The organism is Pseudaminobacter soli (ex Li et al. 2025) (assembly GCF_029892515.1).
Taxonomy (GTDB): Bacteria; Pseudomonadota; Alphaproteobacteria; order Rhizobiales; family Rhizobiaceae; genus Pseudaminobacter; species Pseudaminobacter soli_A.
The window spans coordinates 868397-886392 of record NZ_JARXVF010000001.1 but is presented as its reverse complement, the minus strand read 5'-3'; the positions used below and the strand labels follow the sequence as shown (position 1 = coordinate 886392).

The 17996-nt window shown below is 63.7% G+C and carries 19 protein-coding genes and 1 pseudogene; 12 read left to right on the top strand and 8 right to left on the bottom strand.

What is annotated here, in order from left to right:
• Nucleotide 1 precedes the first annotated feature (1 nt).
• Both M2281_RS04260 and hisG read left to right on the top strand, forming a co-directional pair.
• Entirely contained in the window at nt 2-1123 is a 1122-nt protein-coding gene (locus M2281_RS04260; RefSeq protein WP_280819849.1) for an ATP phosphoribosyltransferase regulatory subunit, read from the top strand.
• The gene (gene hisG / locus M2281_RS04255; RefSeq protein ID WP_280819848.1) at nt 1120-1821 is read left to right on the top strand and encodes an ATP phosphoribosyltransferase; all 702 of its coding nucleotides are present in this window, start codon (nt 1120-1122) and stop codon (nt 1819-1821) included. The genes M2281_RS04260 and hisG overlap by 4 nt, the downstream gene beginning before the upstream one ends.
• Before the next feature lie 134 nt (nt 1822-1955).
• Here hisG and M2281_RS04250 read toward each other — a convergent pair whose 3' ends face one another.
• Nucleotides 1956-2186 carry a hypothetical protein gene (locus tag M2281_RS04250; protein WP_280819847.1) on the bottom strand — a complete coding sequence of 77 codons (231 nt, stop codon included), beginning with the start codon at nt 2184-2186 and terminating at the stop codon, nt 1956-1958.
• Nucleotides 2187-3161: 975 nt separating this feature from the next.
• Between M2281_RS04250 and M2281_RS04245 the strand changes: the two genes are divergently transcribed.
• The 4 genes from M2281_RS04245 to guaA all read left to right on the top strand — a co-directional run bounded on the left by M2281_RS04245 (nt 3162) and on the right by guaA (nt 7331).
• Nucleotides 3162-4451: an RsmB/NOP family class I SAM-dependent RNA methyltransferase gene (locus M2281_RS04245; RefSeq protein ID WP_280819846.1), complete on the top strand. Its 1290-nt coding sequence runs from the start codon at nt 3162-3164 to the stop codon at nt 4449-4451.
• 120 nt (nt 4452-4571) lie between these two features.
• Nucleotides 4572-5030: a PaaI family thioesterase gene (locus M2281_RS04240; RefSeq protein ID WP_280819845.1), complete on the top strand. Its 459-nt coding sequence runs from the start codon at nt 4572-4574 to the stop codon at nt 5028-5030.
• A 3-nt stretch (nt 5031-5033) separates the two neighbouring features.
• Nucleotides 5034-5666, top strand: coding sequence for a 5'-methylthioadenosine/S-adenosylhomocysteine nucleosidase (locus tag M2281_RS04235; protein WP_280819844.1), 633 nt, complete (start codon nt 5034-5036; stop codon nt 5664-5666).
• A 102-nt stretch (nt 5667-5768) separates the two neighbouring features.
• A complete protein-coding gene (gene guaA / locus M2281_RS04230) occupies nt 5769-7331 on the top strand; it encodes a glutamine-hydrolyzing GMP synthase (protein ID WP_280819843.1) in 1563 nt (520 codons plus the stop codon).
• 138 nt (nt 7332-7469) lie between these two features.
• Here the strand turns inward: guaA and M2281_RS04225 are convergent, their stop codons facing one another.
• The 3 genes from M2281_RS04225 to M2281_RS04215 form a co-directional block, all read right to left on the bottom strand.
• Complete coding sequence (locus M2281_RS04225) at nt 7470-7943, bottom strand: nuclear transport factor 2 family protein (protein WP_280821109.1); 474 nt, start codon at nt 7941-7943, stop codon at nt 7470-7472.
• A complete protein-coding gene (locus M2281_RS04220) occupies nt 7943-8575 on the bottom strand; it encodes a pyridoxamine 5'-phosphate oxidase family protein (protein ID WP_280819842.1) in 633 nt (210 codons plus the stop codon). Before M2281_RS04220 ends, M2281_RS04225 begins: the two co-directional genes overlap by 1 nt.
• Before the next feature lie 69 nt (nt 8576-8644).
• Nucleotides 8645-9190, bottom strand: coding sequence for a carboxymuconolactone decarboxylase family protein (locus M2281_RS04215; RefSeq protein ID WP_280819841.1), 546 nt, complete (start codon nt 9188-9190; stop codon nt 8645-8647).
• 123 nt (nt 9191-9313) lie between these two features.
• Here M2281_RS04215 and M2281_RS04210 point away from each other — a divergent pair, with 123 nt between their 5' ends.
• Nucleotides 9314-10219: a LysR family transcriptional regulator gene (locus tag M2281_RS04210; protein ID WP_280819840.1), complete on the top strand. Its 906-nt coding sequence runs from the start codon at nt 9314-9316 to the stop codon at nt 10217-10219.
• Nucleotides 10220-10284: 65 nt separating this feature from the next.
• On the opposite strand, the gene M2281_RS04205 is transcribed toward M2281_RS04210, so the two are convergent.
• Entirely contained in the window at nt 10285-10833 is a 549-nt protein-coding gene (locus tag M2281_RS04205; RefSeq protein ID WP_280819839.1) for a carboxymuconolactone decarboxylase family protein, read from the bottom strand.
• A gap of 112 nt (nt 10834-10945) precedes the next feature.
• Complete coding sequence (locus tag M2281_RS04200; RefSeq protein WP_280821108.1) at nt 10946-11668, bottom strand: DJ-1/PfpI family protein; 723 nt, start codon at nt 11666-11668, stop codon at nt 10946-10948.
• A gap of 65 nt (nt 11669-11733) precedes the next feature.
• Here M2281_RS04200 and M2281_RS04195 point away from each other — a divergent pair, with 65 nt between their 5' ends.
• Complete coding sequence (locus M2281_RS04195; protein WP_280821107.1) at nt 11734-12726, top strand: GlxA family transcriptional regulator; 993 nt, start codon at nt 11734-11736, stop codon at nt 12724-12726.
• A 39-nt stretch (nt 12727-12765) separates the two neighbouring features.
• On the opposite strand, the gene M2281_RS04190 is transcribed toward M2281_RS04195, so the two are convergent.
• A complete protein-coding gene (locus M2281_RS04190; protein ID WP_280819838.1) occupies nt 12766-13668 on the bottom strand; it encodes an AraC family transcriptional regulator in 903 nt (300 codons plus the stop codon).
• 202 nt (nt 13669-13870) lie between these two features.
• Between M2281_RS04190 and M2281_RS04185 the strand changes: the two are divergent.
• The 3 genes and pseudogenes from M2281_RS04185 to M2281_RS04175 all read left to right on the top strand — a co-directional run.
• A pseudogene (locus M2281_RS04185) lies at nt 13871-14122 on the top strand (SDR family oxidoreductase); the annotation flags it as partial.
• Nucleotides 14115-15062 (top strand): hypothetical protein, encoded by a 948-nt coding sequence (locus M2281_RS04180; protein WP_280821182.1) that lies wholly within the window; start codon nt 14115-14117, stop codon nt 15060-15062. The pseudogene M2281_RS04185 and the gene M2281_RS04180, both read left to right, overlap by 8 nt.
• Nucleotides 15043-16350, top strand: a complete 1308-nt coding sequence (locus M2281_RS04175) for an O-antigen ligase family protein (protein WP_280819837.1) — start codon at nt 15043-15045, stop codon at nt 16348-16350. Before M2281_RS04180 ends, M2281_RS04175 begins: the two co-directional genes overlap by 20 nt.
• A 77-nt stretch (nt 16351-16427) precedes the next feature.
• Here M2281_RS04175 and M2281_RS04170 read toward each other — a convergent pair whose 3' ends face one another.
• Complete coding sequence (locus tag M2281_RS04170) at nt 16428-17024, bottom strand: LysE family translocator (RefSeq protein WP_280819836.1); 597 nt, start codon at nt 17022-17024, stop codon at nt 16428-16430.
• A 92-nt stretch (nt 17025-17116) separates the two neighbouring features.
• On the opposite strand from M2281_RS04170, the gene M2281_RS04165 reads away from it, so the two are divergent.
• A complete protein-coding gene (locus M2281_RS04165; protein WP_280819835.1) occupies nt 17117-17986 on the top strand; it encodes a LysR family transcriptional regulator in 870 nt (289 codons plus the stop codon).
• Nucleotides 17987-17996 lie beyond the last annotated feature (10 nt).

Here is a 17996-nt window from a genome sequence, read left to right as displayed (position 1 = left end):
CGTGAATTCCCGCTATCCGGCCACCGCCCCCGATATTCTGAAGCTCTTCGCCGACAGGCAGGCCGACGCCGTCGAGGTGTCGGTCCTCCAGCCGGCCGACCCGTTCCTGGACATGGCCGGCGAGGATCTGCGCCGCCGCATTTTCCTGACCGAGAGCGAGACCGGCGAATCTCTGTGCCTGCGGCCGGAGTTCACCATTCCGGTCTGTCTCGACCACATTCACAGCCAGTCTGGCACGCCGCGCCGCTATTCCTATCTTGGCGAGGTTTTCCGTCAGCGCCGTGACGGCAGCAGCGAGTTCTTCCAGGCGGGCATCGAGGATCTGGGCGACATGGACACTGCCCGCGCCGATGCGCGTTCGGTGGACGATGCCTATGCGCTGCTCGAACTGGCGCTGCCCGGCACCGTGCTTGCGGTGACGCTTGGCGATCAGTCGATATTCGAGGCGGTTCTGGCGGCCCTTGGCCTGCCGCGCGGCTGGCGCATGCGGCTTGCGCGCGCCTTCGGCTCGGCGGAGATGCTGGCCGCTGCCCTTGCCGATCTCTCAACGCCGCTGCGGAATGGCGCATTGGTGGAACCGGCCGCTTCGCTGGTGGCCGACGGCGATTTCGACGGATTGTCCGCCTATCTCTCGCGCGGCATGGAAGAAGCGGGCATCTCGCCCTCGGCGGGCCGCACGCCGGGCGATATCGCCCGCCGCCTGATCGAGAAGGCGGAACTGCGTAGCGTGCGCCTCTCCAACGAGGCCTTCGATGCGCTGAAGGTTTTCCTGGCGATCAATGTGCCCATCGGCGAGGCCGCCGACGCGCTGCACGGCTTTGCGGCCGATGCGGCGCTTTCGCTGGGCGCGGCACTCGACAAGTTCAGCGCCCGTGCCGCCGCGCTGGCCGAGCATGGCCTGCCGGCTGATGCCGTTCGCTACGACGCCGCCTTCGGCCGTCCGCTCGACTATTACACCGGCATGGTGTTCGAGATCGCTGCGCGGGACGATGGCCGCCCGCTGGTCGGCGGCGGCCGCTACGACCGGTTGTTGACCCTGCTTGGCGCCAAGGAAGCGATCCCGGGCGTCGGCTTCTCGGTCTGGCTCGACCGCATCGAGGCCCTGCGGGAGCGCGCGCAATGACCATCACGCTTGCCATCCCCTCCAAGGGCCGCCTCAAGGAACAGGCGCTCGACGTGCTTGCCAAGTCTGGCCTTGCTGTCAGCCTGCCGAGCGACGAGCGCAAATATCGCGCGCATATCGAAGGGCGCGACGACATCGAGGTGGCGTTCCTGTCGGCCTCCGAAATTGCCGGCGAAATCGGGCAGGGCGCCGTCGATCTCGGCATCACCGGCGAGGACCTGCTGCGCGAAAACCTGGCCGACTGGGAAGCGCGCGCCGAGATCGTTGCCCGGTTGGGTTTTGGCCATGCCGACGTCGTGGTCGCCGTGCCGAACGTCTGGCTCGACGTCGAGACGATGACGGACCTCGACGACGTCGCCGCAGATTTCCGCCAGCGTCATGGCCGCCGGCTACGGATTGCCACCAAATACTGGCGGCTGACGCAGCAGTTCTTCTCGCAAAAGCACGGCATCCAGGTCTATCGCATCGTGGAAAGCCTGGGCGCCACTGAAGGTGCGCCGGCCGCAGGTTCGGCCGATGTCATCGTCGACATCACCACCACAGGCTCGACGCTGCGCGCCAATCATCTCAAGATCCTGAACGACGGCGTCGTCCTGCGTTCGCAGGCCTGCCTGGTTGCCTCGCGCAAGTCGCGCAGCGCCAATGACGAGGCCGCGCTGCGGTCGATCGCCGAGGCCGTTTCGAGCGCCGTTTCCTGAGAGAGGCACGCCCGAGTAGTCGGGCTGCCTTAGAGACAAAATCGAACAGGCGCGGATCGCTCCGCGCCTGTTTTGTCTTCAGAACCAGTCCGCTTCCTATGCACTGAAGAAGTCTGCCGCACCAAAAATCGGGGTCAGTGGCAGGTCTTGACCTTTTCCAGCACGACCTGGCCGTTCCGGTGACGCCTCACGGTCTTCATGACGCATTTGCGATCCATGTAGTCCGGGCTGTACACCCGGCTTCCTGCCGGATAGTTCGGCATTGAAGTCATACCGCCGATGTTATTCTGCGCGGCATAAGCCCCGCCGCCGAAAGACAAGCTTGACGTCGCTGCGATGATGGAAGCGAGAAGCAAGTTCCTCATTATCTTTACCTCGGTTGATCGAACAGGCGTGCAACTCCGGGGCGCCGAGAGTGTTCCGGAATAATTCGAAGTTGTGATCAAGTCGGAAAGAGTTGAAAAACCTGACCGGTAAATGAAGATTAAGAGTGCCCCGCGACGGAGCCGGAAGCGGAGCACTCTTCCTGAAGGTCAGCGGCAAACCCTGACGCTTCTGTAGTAAACGCGGCCGTGGTTATAGTACCTTACCTTCTTTACATAGCAGTGCGGACGGCCATGATAATGTCCGTGATAAGTCCTCACAGTCGCCGCCTGTGCTGGGGCGCCGAAGGAAATCGCGGACGCGATGGCGACGATGGAAGCAAGAACAAGGCTTTTCATTTTCCGACCTCCGTGGAGTGAATATCAGACATAACAATCGGAAGGCCTCGGCGTTCCGGTGATGATGGGCGCATGGGCGGGGTTGCTTTCGGAAATTCAACGCGGTGACTTCCCGCGTTGCGGAAGCGGGCGAATAATTACTGTCCCCCGCCTGCGAGCCGACCGATTGGGCCGTTCGGGTCTTGTCGTCGGCCACCATGTCAGCGGCAGACCCGGACCCTTTCGACCCACCACCTGCCATAGCGGTGATGCCGGACTGTCTCGACGCGGCAGTAACGGCCATAGGGATGGTAATAATGCGGGCCGTAGTAGCGTGGACCGTAGTGACGGTACACATATTGCGCGTTTGTGATGTTTGGATTCGCGGCCTGGGCCGGAACGCCAAATGACATGAATGAAGTAGCTGCGATCAAGGAAGCAAAGACAAGATCTTTCATCTTGAAACCCCAATGAATGACGTCCCTGCCTGAATAACTTTGGGGCCTCGCCCGCTGTTCCCGCATTACGAAATGTTTAGGTTCGGCGCGGTCTCGGCGGCCCCACGATCTTGAGGCTTGTGCAGGGCGTCGGCGGGCGCTAGTCAGGCGGTCTCTCGGGTAAGCCGAAAAAGGGATCACCATGCGACTTGGCGGAAGGCTGGCTGCGGCCATTGAAGTGCTTGAAGACATCGAGCGGCGGCACAGGCCGGCAGCCGATGCACTGAAGGATTGGGGCCTTTCCCATCGATTCGCCGGTGCCGGCGACCGTGCCGCGATCGGAAACATCGTCTATGACGGCCTGCGCCGCAAACGTTCCGCCGGTTGGCTGGTCGGCGACGACACGCCGCGCGCCATCGGCTTCGGCGCCCTCCTGCTCGAATGGCGCGAGACGGCCGAAACGCTGAATGCCACGCTCGACGGCGACAAATTCGCTCCGCCGCCGCTTGATGCCGATGAACTTGCCACTATTGCCTCGCGCAACCTGGCCGATGCCCCCGATGTGGTTCGCGCTGATTGTCCCGACTGGTGCGCGCCGCTGCTCGAACAGGTTTTTGGCTCGGATTGGGTCGAGGAGGGGGCTGCTCTTGCCGCCCGGCCGCCGCTCGACCTGCGCGTCAACACGCTGCGGGCCGACCGCGCCAAGGTGCTGGCCGAACTCGAGGGCACCGGGGCAGTTGCCTCGCCTCTCACCGCCAACGGCATTCGCATTCCGCCCATCGACGGCAGCGGCCGTCATCCCAATGTGCAGGCTGAGCCCGCCTTCCAGAAGGGCTGGTTCGAGGTTCAGGACGAGGGCTCGCAGATCGCGGCGGACCTGACCGGTGCTGCGCCCGGCATGCAGGTGCTGGACTATTGCGCCGGCGCCGGCGGCAAGACGCTTGCGCTGTCGGCTGCGATGGAAAATCGCGGTCAGATCTTTGCCCACGATGCCGAGAAGGGGCGCCTCGCGCCGATGTTCGAGCGTCTTCGCCGCTCGGAAAACCGCAATGTGCAGGTTCTGTCGAAGCCGGCGGAACTGGAACGCCTTGCCGGCCATATGGATATCGTGCTGATCGACGCGCCCTGCACCGGCAGCGGCACGTGGCGGCGGCGGCCGGACGCCAAATGGCGCCTGACGCAGCGCCAGCTCGATGTGCGCCGCAGCGAACAGGCGGCCATCCTCGACGCCGCCAAGGCGCATGTGAAGCCGGGCGGACTGCTCGCCTATGTTACCTGCTCGGTCTTCGACGCCGAAAACCGCGACCAGATCGAAGCGTTCCTGGCGCGCGAGAAGCGGTTCGAGCCCGTCGATCATGTGGCGCTCTGGCAGCAGCATTTCCCGGGCAGAGCCGACACGGCGCGTGTCGATCCCGCGCGCGGCATTTCGCTGACGCCGGCCCGCAGCGGCACCGACGGCTTCTTCTTCGCGGCGATGCGCAGGACTGCCTGACTGGACCGCGGCCTGCGGTGGCCCAATTGAGCTGACTAACGTTGTTGCAGTGCAACATTGGCGATTGCCTCTGCGTCAAGCCTTTGCGATAAACGGCTGACGACAAGCAGGGCAAGCACGATGGCTGCGATCATAGAACCCTCGCCGGATTTCGAAGAACGGGTGAGGGCATCCTTCGCCCGCCAGAATGCCATGGCCACGATCGGCGCGTCCCTGACGCTCGTGCGGCCGGGCATCGTCGAGATCGAGATGCCCTATTCGGAAGAGCTGACCCAGCAGCACGGGTTTCTCCATGCCGGTATCATTAGCGCCGCGCTCGATTCTGCCTGCGGCTACGCGGCCTTTTCGGTCATGCCGGATGGCGCCTCGGTGCTCACCATCGAGTTCAAGGTGAACCTGCTTGCGCCGGGGCGCGGCGAACGCTTCCTGTTCCGCGGCTCTGTGACCAAGCCCGGCCGCACCATCGTCGTCGCCGACGGCCAGGCCTATGCTTTCGCTGCCGATGGCGAGGCGAAGCTCATCGCCACCATGACGGGCACCATGATGGCCGTTCTGGGCCGCGACGGCATCGAGGGCTGAGGCATGGCTGCGACCAAGCTGGGAGGCAAGTCCGTCCTGTTCGTGATGGCGGTCGATGCCGAATATGGCCCCCATCTTCAAAACCTTTTCGTGCCCTTGATGACCGGCGTCGGCCCCGTAGAGGCAGGTGTGGCGCTCGGCGCCGAACTGGCCCGCCTGGAGGCTGAGCGCGCTCTGCCCGACCTCGTCGTTTCGCTGGGCTCGGCCGGCAGCCGCACGCTGGAGCAGACCGAAGTCTACCAGGCGGTGTCGGTGTCCTATCGCGACATGGATGCGTCGGCGCTGGGCTTTCCGAAGGGCGCGACGCCCTTCCTCGAACTGCCTATCGCTGTGCCGATGTCGCTCAGGATACCCGGCGTTCCGGAGGCGAGGCTCTCCACCGGCGCGGCAATCGTTTCGGGCTCGGCCTATGATGCGATCGACGCCGACATGGTCGACATGGAAACCTTCGCCGCGCTGCGCGCCTGCCAGCATTTCGACCTGCCGCTGATCGGCCTGCGTGGCATTTCCGATGGCGCGGCCGAGCTGCGCCATGTCGGCGACTGGACCGAATATCTGCATGTGATCGATGAGAAGCTGGCGGCGGCAGTGGCCAGGCTTGCCGAAGCATTGGCGGATGGAACGCTGCGCCTATAATCTCATCCATAGGGTGAGAGCCGGCCGGACCCCTTGAAACTGCCTGTCGAAGAAACGCCGCAACCCATTGCGCCGACTCTTTCTTTTCTCTAAATGCTCGCCATGACAACCGACAATCATCCCGACACCGTCCTCATCGTCGACTTCGGCAGCCAGGTGACGCAGCTCATCGCGCGTCGCATTCGCGAGGCCGGCGTCTATTCCGAGATCGTCCCGTTCCAGTCCGCGGCGGACGCGTTCAAGCGCATCCAGCCCAAGGCTGTGATCCTCTCGGGCAGCCCGCACTCCACCATCGACATCGGCAGCCCGCGCGCGCCGGAAGAGGTCTTTGGGGCCGGCATCCCCGTGCTCGGCATCTGCTATGGCGAACAGACCATGTGCGCCCAGCTGGGCGGCAAGGTCGAGGCCGGGCATCACCGCGAATTCGGTCGCGCCTTCCTCGAGATCGAAGACGACAGCGCGCTCTTCGAGGGCATCTGGGCCAAGGGCACGCGCCATCAGGTCTGGATGAGCCATGGCGACCGCGTCACCGAAATCCCGGCCGGCTTCCGCGTCATCGGCACATCGGCGGGCGCGCCTTTCGCAGCCATCGCCGACGAAAAGCGCAAGTTCTACGCCGTGCAGTTCCACCCCGAGGTGGTGCATACGCCGGACGGCGCAAAGCTGCTGGCGAATTTCGTCCACCGCATCGCCGGAATCCAGAGCGACTGGACCATGCGCGCCTATCGCGAGCACGCGGTCGAGGCCATCCGCCAGCAAGTCGGCAAGGGCAAGGTCATCTGCGCGCTTTCGGGCGGCGTGGATTCGTCCGTGGCGGCCCTGCTGGCGCACGAGGCGATTGGCGACCAGCTGACCTGCATCCTCGTTGACCACGGCCTGATGCGTAAGAACGAGGCCGCCGACGTGGTCGCCATGTTCCGCGAGCACTACAATCTGCCGCTGATCCTGGTCGATGCCTCCGACCGCTTCATCTCGGCCCTCGAAGGCGAGGCTGATCCCGAAAAGAAGCGCAAGACTATCGGCCGTCTCTTCATCGAGGTGTTTGAGGAAGAGGCCAAGAAGCTCGGCGGTGCGGATTTCCTGGTTCAGGGCACGCTCTATCCCGACGTCATCGAAAGCGTCTCCTTCACCGGCGGCCCGTCGGTGACGATCAAGTCGCACCACAATGTCGGCGGCCTGCCTGATCGCATGAAGATGAAGCTCGTGGAGCCGCTGCGCGAACTGTTCAAGGACGAGGTTCGCGTGCTCGGCAAGGAGCTCGGCCTGCCTGACAGCTTCATCGGCCGCCACCCGTTCCCCGGCCCGGGCCTAGCCATCCGCTGCCCCGGCGGCGTGACCCGCGAAAAGCTCGACATCCTGCGCGAGGCCGACGCGATCTACCTCGACGAGATCCGCAAGGCGGGCCTCTACGACGCCATCTGGCAGGCTTTTGCTGTCCTCTTGCCAGTGCAGACCGTCGGCGTGATGGGCGATGGCCGCACCTATGAATTCGTCTGCGCGCTGCGCGCCGTCACCTCCATCGATGGCATGACGGCGGACTTCTACCACTACGACATGGAATTCCTCGGCCGCGCCGCCACCCGTATCATCAACGAGGTCCGCGGCATCAACCGCGTCGTCTATGACGTGACCTCCAAGCCGCCCGGCACGATCGAGTGGGAATAAGGGGGGCGTACGCCTTCCCATAGCAGGGCACGGCAACCAGGCGGTTGCCGTGCCAAAGACCGGATGTCTCAACCCTGCCAAGCGTGTGCCTGAAACGGCGCTTCGAGGGGCGGCTTGGTGATGCTGCCCGTGTAGCGTCTACAGCCCGAGATCGCTCAGCGATGGATGGTCGTCCGGCCGCCGCCCCAAAGGCCAGTGGTACTTCCGGTCGGTCTCACGGATCGGGGCGTCGTTAATGCTGGCGACGCGACGGCGCATCAGACCGCGTTCGTCGAACTCCCAAAGCTCGTTCCCATAGGACCGAAACCAGTTGCCGCTGTCGTCATGCCATTCATAGGCAAAGCGGACCGCCAGCCGGTTTTCGCGGAATGCCCACAGCTCCTTGATGAGCCGATAGTCGAGCTCCCTGTTCCATTTGCGGCTGAGAAAAGCGACGATCGCTGGGCGGCCCTCAAGGAATTCCGCGCGATTGCGCCACTGGCTGTCTGGTGTGTAGGCTAGGGCGACGCGCTCGGGATCACGCGTGTTCCAGGCGTCTTCCGCAAGACGAACCTTCCGGACCGCAGCTTCGACCGTCGTGAACGGCGGCAGCGGAGGGCGTTCGGTTTCCATCATTCAACTCCTTTCATGGCGGTGAGTTTGGCTCGCAATTCGGCGTTTTCGGCTTCGAGTGTGACCAGGCGGTCGCGCAGCGGCTGGACGGCCTCGGCGATTTCCGCCTCGGTGAACCGTGGAGTGATGTGCTGCGGGCAGTTCCAGTCGAACGCATCGAGGTGCAGCCGCAGGATACGTTCGGGCCTGGCCTTGTAGCCCGGCACCAAAACGAGCGCCGCAAGGTCCGGATCGGCGTCGAGCGATACGACCTCGACATGTGCCAAGATCTTGAGCCGTGCTCTATGGGCATAGTCCATCAGGATCAGGGCGGCGCGATCGTCGACCCCAAGGTTACCGACGCTAATATACTGCCGATTGCCGCGGTAGTCAGTGAAGGCCAGGGTCTTGTCGTCCACGACCTTCACGAAGCCGGGCGGCCCGCCGCGGTGCTGGATGTAGGGCCAGCCGGTCTCCGAGACAGTCGCCATGTAGAAGCTGTCGCGCCGGGCGATGAAGGAGGCCTCATCGGGCGAGAACCTGTCGAACTGCCGATCGCCCTTGAAGTCCTGCCAAACGTGATCGCTGCCCATCGCCACCTGTGCCGCTCGGACCGCCGGCGTCGAGGCGATGTCGAGGAATTTATAGGACATTGGTCGGGCTCCTCCGGGTGAGAGGGAGCGGGCTGGCGGCCGAAACGACCCGCCAACCCGCGCTTGGCGTCAGGCAGCCTTGGCAGCGTGGACGACCGGGAAGTCGATGTCGGTCTGCGCGATAACGTTGAGCAGGTTGGTGAAGACGTTCTCGGCCGTGACGGCGATGATTTCTACGATCTGAGCGTCGGAGAAGCCGGCGTCGCGCACCGCCTTGATATCGCCATCGCTGACATGGCCGCGCTCGCGAACGGCCTTGGCGGCGAAGCGCACGGCTGCATCCGCCTTTGCGTCACCCGATTCGCCTTTGCGATTGAGGGCGATCTCGTCCGGCGTGACCTTCGCCAGGTTCAGGCCGAGATAGCTGTGCGCCGACAGGCAGTAGTCGCAGCCGTTCACCTGGGCTACGGCCAGCGCGATCCGCTCGCGCGTCTTGACGTCGAGCGTCCTGGCAAGCGCGGCGTTGTTGCCGGTGAAGCCTTGCAGCGCGGCAGGGCTGGTGGCGATCAGGCGAAACATGTTGGGGACGACGCCAAGCTGCTTGTGGACGGCGTCCAGGATCGGTTTGGAGCCCTCTGGGACATCGTCACGGGCTGGGATGGTCAGGCGGGACATGGCTTTTTCTCCTCTGTGGGGCGCGAAGCCGGAGCCGTTCGCGCACCATTAAAGCTAAGTGTTTCCACCCAGGGAGATAATTCTATATGTTTGGGAAAGGTGTTCTCAAAGTCTGGAATAATCATGGACCGTTTCGAGGCCATGACGATCCTGCTGCGCGTGGTCGACACAGGAAGCTTCTCGTCCGCCAGCCGGAGCCTGGGCGTGCCCTTGGCGACCGTGAGCCGGAAGGTGAGCGAGCTGGAGACCCATCTGGGCGCCAAGCTCCTGACCCGCACGACCCGCAAGATTGCAATGACCGATGCCGGCTCCGCCTATGTGGCCTCGGCCAGACGCATCCTCGACGAGCTGGATGAGACCGAGCGCTTCGCCGCCGGTGAATTCCATGCGCCGCGCGGCGAGTTGGTCGTGACGGCGCCGATCTTGTTCGGCCGCCTGCACGTCCTCCCAGTCATCGCCGAGTTCCTGGCCGCCTATCCGGAAATCAACGTCCGGCTGGTGCTAACAGATCGCAACCTTCACCTGCTCGACGATCACGTCGACATGGCGGTGCGCATTGGCACCTTGCCGGACAGCATCATGGTGGCCACGCGCGTCGGTTCAATGCGGACGGTTGTGTGTGCCAGCCCGAAACTGCTCGCTGCGCACGGCAACCCCGAGCATCCCAAGGATCTGGCCGATCTGCCGACCGTTAATTTCGATTTCCTGTCACCGGGCTCGACCTGGTCGTTCAGTCGAAGGGACGGGCAGGGAAGCGTCGAGGTGCCAATCCGGCCGCGTCTCTCTGTCTCCACCGCAGAGGCGGCGGTCTGGGCCGCGGCGCAAGGCCTTGGCCTGGTTCGGGTGCTCCACTACCAATGCGCCGACGCCGTGCGCGACGGATCGCTGCGCATCGTCCTGGCGGACTTTGAGGTTGAGCCGCTCCCTATACACTTGATGCACGCTGTCCGAGGCGCACTTCCATCGAAGATGCGGGTCTTCCTGGACTTCGCCGCTGGTCGCCTGAGGGAAAGACTGGCCTCGCTCTGACGTTTGGACGACGGCCCAAGCAAGGCACGGCAACCAGGCGGTTGCCGTGCCAGAGATCGGATATCTCAACCCTTCCAAGCGTGTGCCTGAAACGGCGCTTCGAGGGGCGGCTTGGTGATGCTGCCGGTGTAGTTCGTGATCGTCGAGGCGGCGACCGCGGCGATCACTTCCAGGAGGTGATCCTTGCCGAACCCGGCCGCGAGGAATCGGTTGATGTCCTCGTCGTTGAGATGTCCGCGCTTTTCGATCATCGTCTTCGCCAGGCCTGACAGCGCCGCGTATTTGCTGTCCTTCGGCAGACGACCCTCACGGATGGCCTGGACGTCCGCCGGATCGATGCCTTCCTTGAGCGCCAGAGTCGTATGGAATGCCACGGCCCACGCGCTGCGATTGGTCACCGCGTCGGTGAGCAAAACGATCTGGACCTGCGCTTCGGTGAAGCTGCCGCCGTGCACATTGCCGAACAGGCCGACGAGGCTGTTGACCAGAACCGGAGAGGTCGCCATCGCGCCGGCGATGTTCGGGATCAGGCCGAAAGCGGACTGCAACTGCCGCAGCGCCGGCTTCGAGCGCTCAGGGGCGGTTTCAAGGGTGAGAACGGGAAAGCTTGTCATCTGAGTTACTCCCAGTTGGGGGTGATCTGTCATCTCTATCTAGGGCAGCAGTCTTTGGCGGGGGCGGCATTCAACCCTCGATTCTCGCCAAACGAGGGTCGCGCCGGCGAGGTCATTCTCTGCCCGCGGCCGAAACGGCGATGCCGAGTTTGGCGGCGATGCGCCGTGCCGTTTGCTCGCGCTGCACCGTGATGGTCCGTACCGATCGGCGCGCCTGTTCCAGGATCGCGGGCAGTGCCGTCTCGGGCGTACCGCTGTCGAAGGGCGGTTCCGGCGCATAGGCGATATGAAGCTGGATGGCTTGCGCGACCTCGTCGCTGCGCAGCTCCGCGGCGAGGCGCAAGGCGCCGTCGATGCCGGCTGTGACGCCCGCGGCAAAGATCCAGGCACCATCCACCACGACGCGCTCGTTGACCGGGGTCGCGCCGAAATAGGGTAGCAGGTGAAGCGACGCCCAGTGGGTCGTCGCCCGGCGTCCCTTGAGCAGGCCCGCAGCACCGCAGATCAGGGCGCCCGTGCACACCGAGAAGATGCTGCATGCGCCTGACGCCTGCCGGCGGATCCAATTCAGCACCTGGGCGTCGTCCATCAGGGCCTCCTGGCCATGGCCGCCCGGGATATGAAGGACATCCAGCGGCGGCGCTTCGGCGAGGGTAGCGTCCGGCGTGAGCCGCAATCCTTTCACATCGCGAACGGGTGCCATGGCCTTCCCGTAGATGCGATAGGTCGAGTTCGGGATGCGCGACAGGACCTCGAACGGTCCGGTCAGGTCGATCTGATCGACGCCCTCGAACAAGAGCGAGCCGATATGCAAATGCGTGTCATGCGGGATCATGGTCATCTCCAAGTCCGAAGTCAGCGGTGGACAAGGCCAAACTAGCCGCGCATAGTTTGGCTGAGATGCCAAAGACCCCTCGCTTCTCGCCAAACGTCATTCGGACCATCGAGGTGCTCACCTTCCCGGCGGTGCAACTGCTCGATGTCACTGGGCCTATCCAGGTGTTCGCCTCCGCCAACGATCTCGTCGCCAACGCCGGAGGTACGCCGCCCTATCGGCTCAAGCTCGTGACGCAAGGCGACCAAGGCGTCGTCTCCTCGGCAGGGGTGACGCTGGCGGCAGGTCCGCTCAGCCAAGGCAGCGAAGCGCTGGATACTTTGCTCGTTGCCGGTGGGCAGGGGGTGGAGGCGGCCGCTGCAAATCCGGAACTGGTCGATTGGCTGCAACGACGGGCGACGCAGGCGCGTCGCGTCGCGTCTGTCTGCACCGGCGCGTTCCTGCTTGCCGCCGCAGGTTTATTGGACGGACGTCGCGCGGTGACCCACTGGAAGGATTGTGCCAGGCTGGCTCAACGCTTTCCCGCCGTGCGGGTCGAACCTGATCCGATCTTCGTGTGCGACGGTCGGGTGTGGACCTCGGCTGGCGTGACCGCGGGGATCGATCTCGCGCTGGCGCTAGTGGAGGAGGATCTCGGCCGCGCAATGGCGCTTGCCGTAGCCCGCTTCATGGTTGTCTTCCTCAAACGTCCCGGGGGACAGGCGCAATTCAGCGCCGCTCTGGCCTTGCAAGCCGCGGACGATAAGTTCGGCGCGCTCCATGATTGGATCAACCGTCATCTTAATGACGATCTTTCGCTTTCGGTGCTGGCCGATCAGGCAGGCATGAGTGAGCGCAGTTTCAGCCGACACTATGCGGAGGCAACCGGGCAAACGCCGGCTCGCGCCATCGAACGGCTGAGGCTGGAGGCGGCGCGGCGTCTGCTTTCGGAGTCGCGCACACCGGTCAAACGGATCGCACAGCGTTGCGGCTTCGGTTCCGAGGAAACCATGCGCCGCAGCTTCCTGCGCCTGTTATCGGTGACACCGCAAGACTACCGTTCTCGATTCACGTTTTGAAATTCGTCACGGCCGGGATGGAAGTGCTCGTACCGAGGGCTAGCTTTCAGACCCTGCCCGAAATTGCCGAAGCCCGCGACCGTCGCGGCCGGGTGATTGTCCGAATTGCCGCCGATACTCGCGGCTGAACTGGGAGGGGCTGTCGTAGCCCACGGAAAACCCGACTTCGGCAACGTCCGCGGCCTCGGCCATGAGACGGGACCGCGCTGTCTGGAGCCGTAGCTGCTTCTGGTACTGGATCGGCGTCATGGAGGTGACGCCCCGGAAGTGTCGATGAAATGAGGTCACGCTCATTCCCGCGATCCCGGCGAGGTCTTCGATCCGGATGGTCTCGGCATAATGTGCGCGCAGCCAGCGAATGGCGCGGCCGATCTGTGCCATCCGGCTATCGGCCAGGCCGATCTGCCGCACCATGTCGCCCTGGGCGCCGTTGATCAGTCGCCACAGGATTTCCCGTTCGATCGCCGAGGCAAGGACTGGGATGTCGGCGGGGCGATCGAGGAGCCGCAGCAGCCGGACCACGGGGTCGATCAGATCGTCGGTGAGGTTGCTGACGGCGATGCCCGGTGGGTCGGCTCGTGTGGTCGGGCCGGCACCGACATCGAGCAGGAGGGATGCGATGGCCTCCGGCCGCAATCCGAAACCGAGACCCAGATAGGGCGCCTGCGCCGCTGCCTCGGCGACATAGGCTTCCAGCGGGAGATCGACCGACACGACGAGGTATTGGCCCGTGGAGTAATCGAATACGCAGTTGCCGAGGCCGACGCGCTTGGTGCCGCGCGCCACCAGCGCGAAGGTCGGCTCGGTGACCTCCGCAACCGCCGGCGTCGGTTCGGTAGCCATCATGAGCGTGACGTTCGGCAATACGCGAGAGGCCGCAGCGTTCGCAGGCGCGTGCCGAGCAATCAGGCGCTGGAGCTCTGGCAGAAGGGCGATGTCCATGGCGGCACCATAGCATGCCCAAGTGAAATTCGGGACGATTCTTCCACAATTGGCAGGATCGTGCATGTATCGGGCAGCTTCATTCTACCGCTGATGACCTGCCATCTGGTTCTCTGGAAAACGAAAAGTCCAGGCGCAGCCGGTGCCGAATACAGTGTTCGACAGGCGTCCTGGTCGATCGGATCGGATCAGGAGAAGCAACATGGCGACAGGATTGGAAGGCAAGGTCGTGGTGATCACCGGAGCGAGCAGCGGCATGGGGGAAGCAACAGCCAAGCATCTCAGTGCCGAGGGCGCGTTGGTCGTTCTGGGCGCCCGACGCGCCGAGCGGATCAAGGCATTGGCGGATGAACTCAATACCCGCGGCGGCAATGCATCGGCGATGGCGACCGACGTGACGGACGCCGAGCAGATGCGCAGGCTGGTCGACGCGGCCGTGGATGCGCATGGGCGAAGAGGAGGAGGCGGATCGTCTTTTTCGACAGGCACACCTTCTTTCTCGCACCGAGATCAATGCGCTGCAGCATCTGATGGTGCGCACCATCGACACCGGGGACGATGCCGGTGCGGTTGCGCATATCGATGTCTTGGTGCGGAGATGGCCAAAGCGCGCCGGCGTTTTCACTCCCCTGTTGCCGCGGCTCCTGGCGGATGAGGGTGGCTATACGGCCATCGTCGAGCTGATGCGCGGCGGTGCTCCGTGGCGAGGCCGGATACTGTCCGCTCTCGCGCAGCAGGAGGAGGGGCTCGGTATCGCCTATCGGCTGCTGCTGGACCTCGCCGATTCCGACCACCCGCCCGAGCGGAGCGAGGTCGGGATGGTGAGCCGCGGTTTCATCGCGGCGAAGCGCTACGAGGAAGCCCATCGCCTGTTTCGCTTCACGCTGCCACCCGAGGAGCACGCGCTAGCCGGCTTCGTCTACAACGCATCGTTCCTGCCTGCATCGGCTTCGAGCGCCTTCTCCTGGCAGTATCGCAACACCCGTGCTGCCGAAATCAGCCTGACGGACGAGACGCCCTTTCCAGGAGCAACGATCCGATTTCTAAATGCGCCGGCCAAGGACATCATGCTGCGCCAGACCTTGCTCCTGGCACCCGGCCGCTACCGGCTCATCGCCAAGGTCGATGCCTCCGACCTGCGGGCTCCGCGCGCTCTCTATTGGCGTGTCGTCTGTCTGGACCCGAGAAAGGAGCTGCTTCGCCTTCCCATCCCTGAGGGCAGCTATCGGGAAAAGGATCTCGAGGCCAGTTTCGTGGTCGATGGCTGCGCCCTCCAGCAGATCGGTCTGGCAACCGGCGTGATCTCCGAAAGCTGGCAGAACCGCTATTCGGGGCGGGTGCGTTTTCAATCTCTGAACATAGAGAAAGAGGATTTTGCTGAAGTTGAAAGGTGAGTGGCCGAAATACCTGCTTGGGCTTGGCTTCATCGCCGCAGCCCTGCTGGGTGGAGGCGCAGCGCCCGGGCTCTGGACCGACACGGTACTTCAGCTGTTCATCCTGCTGGCGGCCACACCAATCCTGGCTGCTCGCTCGGGAGAGGCAGTGGATGTTCGGATCTTCTGGCTTTGCGGCCAGGTTCTCACGGCAATCATCGTCCAACTGCTGCCCGTGTCGGAAGCACTGGTCCGACCCTTACGCGATCAGGTGTTTTCGGGCGGCCGACTGGCCGCTGGAACCCTCGAATTCATCAGCCTGGGCCTCGGACGGACGCTCGAAACGCTGCTCTATGTTGCAGTGCTGGCCATTTTGCTGGTCGCCCTGCTGCGCCTGCCCGGTCCGCAGCTTCACGCGCTGCTGCCGTTCATGCTCGCCGGCGTAGCCTGCAATGCTGTCGCCGGGTTTGTCCAATACTCGGCCTCCGCGAGAGTGACGGTCGAAGGCTTGTTACCCTTCACGGTCACTGCCGGTTTCTTCGCCAACCGCAATCATTTCGCGTCGCTGCTTTATGAAGCGCTGCCCTTTCTGCTCTATCTGGTGACATTCGCCGGCATACGCCTGTGGGCGGCCGCAGCGATCGTCCTGGTCTTGCTTGATCTGCTCGCGACCGGATCGCGTGCTGGCGCGGTTATCGGGCTGCTTGCATTGGTATTGTCCGTCGTCTTCTTCGCTTCGCGCTCGCGCGTAGGCGTGGGCAGCCTTGTGGCCTTGGCGGTGGTTGCGGGCGTCTATGGCATGGGAACCTGGTTCGTTTTCGAGGCGCGTGACTTCACCGATGCGACGCGTGCGCAACTTGCCGCGACCACGCTTCAAGGGATCAGGCAGAACTGGGCCCTGGGCGTTGGATACGGAAACTTTCCGGCGGCCTACCAAGCCTACGAAGCCCCATCGACCATCTCCGAGCGGTACGCCAATCACGCCCACAATGACTATCTGGAGCTGATCTTCGAGGGCGGAGTGATGGCAGCGCTGCTGATTGCGGGATATGTTGCGATGATCGGCAGGCAGCTCTTACGCATGCGGCATAGTCATTTCCACAAAGCCGCGTTCCTGGGCGTGCTGTTCGTGCTGATCCATTCCTTCGTCGACTATCCCTTGCGGACCATGGCGATTGTGGTCCCCTTCGTCTACTTCAACGCGATCCTCTTCCATGGCGGGCTCAAGCCGGTCGGTCGCCATATCAAGGGCATCGTGGAAGTTACCAATGGCCGACGGCGGAGGCGCGTACCGGTTACAGCGCCATAGGCATCGGCATTCGCTCGGACTGTCTCGTGCGGCCGTAGATTCACAAACTCGTTGGAATACGGGGTTGCCTCACGCACCTAGAGCCAGATCGGCACGATGGATGCCGCAAGCAGGGCCGCGAGCGAAATGTTGAGCGCCCGCCACTGACCGTCGGTGCGCAGGAGCCGCGCGAGCAATAGCCCGGTAACGCACCACATGGACAGCGAGATAGTCGCGAAAATGCCGAATGTCGCGGCAAGCAACAGTCCCAGTTGAACGGGCTCGTCCGCCAGCGAAGCAAACGAAGCCGCGGCGCTGACAGTCATGGCCCAGCCCTTTGGATTGTGCCAAAGCATCCAGACACCCGCAATGAACCCCAGAGGTCTAGCCTGCGCCTTCATGAGGTGAGGAGGTCCGCGATGCGCGATCTGCCACGCCAACCATAGCAGGTAGATCGATCCCACCGCGTTCATGGCGAGCTGCAATGACGGAATCGCAAGCAGAATGCCGGCAAGCCCCATGGCCGCTGCGCCTGCCATGGTGGCAAGACCGACGGCGATGCCGGCAATCAGCGGCACCGAACCGCGCAAGCCAAAACTCGCTCCCGACGCGGTGGCAAGGGTGGTCGCGCCACCGGGGCTGCCGGTGGACACCAGAGCAAACAAACACAATGGGGTAAGCGTTTCCAGCGACATCGGCCTCTCCTTTGGAAAGGCTGATAGCGCTGCTCCTGCCAATACAAAATCTAAAGTTGGTAATCCTTGGAATTAGCAATCATAATGCAGCAATGGTCAGAAACATCGATATCGCTCTTCTGCGCGCCTTCACGGCGGCGGCTGAGCAACGCAGCATGACGGCGGCGAGCCAGATCCTGCATCTGACGCAAGGGGCCATCAGCCAGCAGGTCGCCAGGCTGGAAGCGCTTGTAGGTGCTCCGCTTTTCTTTCGCGAGCGGCGCGGCCTGCGGCTGACGCCTCTTGGCGAAAGACTGCTCGACAAGGCCGGCCGCCTGCTCGCGCTCAATGATGAGATCTGGACCGACATTCAGGGTGGCGCGATCAACGGCATTGCGCGTTTCGGCGTGCCTTACGACCTTGTCGGCACCTTGATTGCCCCGGCGCTCAAGGCTTTCGCACAGGAATGCCCGCAGGTGGAACTTTCGCTGGTCTGCGAGGCGTCGGAAACCCTTGCCCGAAATGTTGCCCGCGGCGAGCTCGATTTCGGCGTTCTGGAGGAGCCGGCCGCGAACGCCAAGGGTGAATGCCTCGCCGTCGACCGCCTGGTCTGGGCCGGAACCAGAGGTGGGGTGGCGCATACGAAGAACCCGCTGCCCGTCTCGCTTGTGGCGGAGACATGTGCGTTCAAGCCGGCAGTATTGAGTGCCCTTGAACAGCAAGGCAGAGAATGGCGGACTGTCTTCGAGAACGGCACTCTCGACGCGACCATGGCGACGGTCCGAGCGGATCTTGCGATTTCGGCTTGGCTGTCCTCGACGGTGCCGGCTGACCTCGAAATCCTGGGTCCTGCGGCGGGCCTACCCGATCTCCCCGCCTTTGCTATCACGCTGCATTTGCCGGATCGTCCGCTGAGCCCGGCGGCACGTGAACTTGTCCGGCATATCCGCCATGCCATGACGCGGCCGCACCAGGGCACTTGATCCCGATGTA

What these genes read in the sequence shown, in the direction of transcription:
- hisG (WP_280819848.1), top strand. Translation starts at nt 1,120, where the DNA reads ATGACCATCACGCTTGCCATCCCCTCCAAGGGCCGCCTCAAGGAACAG.
- M2281_RS04250 (WP_280819847.1), bottom strand. Translation starts at nt 2,186, where the DNA reads ATGAGGAACTTGCTTCTCGCTTCCATCATCGCAGCGACGTCAAGCTTG.
- M2281_RS04245 (WP_280819846.1), top strand. Translation starts at nt 3,162, where the DNA reads ATGCGACTTGGCGGAAGGCTGGCTGCGGCCATTGAAGTGCTTGAAGAC.
- M2281_RS04240 (WP_280819845.1), top strand. Translation starts at nt 4,572, where the DNA reads ATGGCTGCGATCATAGAACCCTCGCCGGATTTCGAAGAACGGGTGAGG.
- M2281_RS04235 (WP_280819844.1), top strand. Translation starts at nt 5,034, where the DNA reads ATGGCTGCGACCAAGCTGGGAGGCAAGTCCGTCCTGTTCGTGATGGCG.
- guaA (WP_280819843.1), top strand. Translation starts at nt 5,769, where the DNA reads ATGACAACCGACAATCATCCCGACACCGTCCTCATCGTCGACTTCGGC.
- M2281_RS04225 (WP_280821109.1), bottom strand. Translation starts at nt 7,943, where the DNA reads ATGGAAACCGAACGCCCTCCGCTGCCGCCGTTCACGACGGTCGAAGCT.
- M2281_RS04220 (WP_280819842.1), bottom strand. Translation starts at nt 8,575, where the DNA reads ATGTCCTATAAATTCCTCGACATCGCCTCGACGCCGGCGGTCCGAGCG.
- M2281_RS04215 (WP_280819841.1), bottom strand. Translation starts at nt 9,190, where the DNA reads ATGTCCCGCCTGACCATCCCAGCCCGTGACGATGTCCCAGAGGGCTCC.
- M2281_RS04210 (WP_280819840.1), top strand. Translation starts at nt 9,314, where the DNA reads ATGGACCGTTTCGAGGCCATGACGATCCTGCTGCGCGTGGTCGACACA.
- M2281_RS04205 (WP_280819839.1), bottom strand. Translation starts at nt 10,833, where the DNA reads ATGACAAGCTTTCCCGTTCTCACCCTTGAAACCGCCCCTGAGCGCTCG.
- M2281_RS04200 (WP_280821108.1), bottom strand. Translation starts at nt 11,668, where the DNA reads ATGATCCCGCATGACACGCATTTGCATATCGGCTCGCTCTTGTTCGAG.
- M2281_RS04195 (WP_280821107.1), top strand. Translation starts at nt 11,734, where the DNA reads ATGCCAAAGACCCCTCGCTTCTCGCCAAACGTCATTCGGACCATCGAG.
- M2281_RS04190 (WP_280819838.1), bottom strand. Translation starts at nt 13,668, where the DNA reads ATGGACATCGCCCTTCTGCCAGAGCTCCAGCGCCTGATTGCTCGGCAC.
- M2281_RS04180 (WP_280821182.1), top strand. Translation starts at nt 14,115, where the DNA reads ATGGGCGAAGAGGAGGAGGCGGATCGTCTTTTTCGACAGGCACACCTT.
- M2281_RS04170 (WP_280819836.1), bottom strand. Translation starts at nt 17,024, where the DNA reads ATGTCGCTGGAAACGCTTACCCCATTGTGTTTGTTTGCTCTGGTGTCC.
- M2281_RS04165 (WP_280819835.1), top strand. Translation starts at nt 17,117, where the DNA reads ATGGTCAGAAACATCGATATCGCTCTTCTGCGCGCCTTCACGGCGGCG.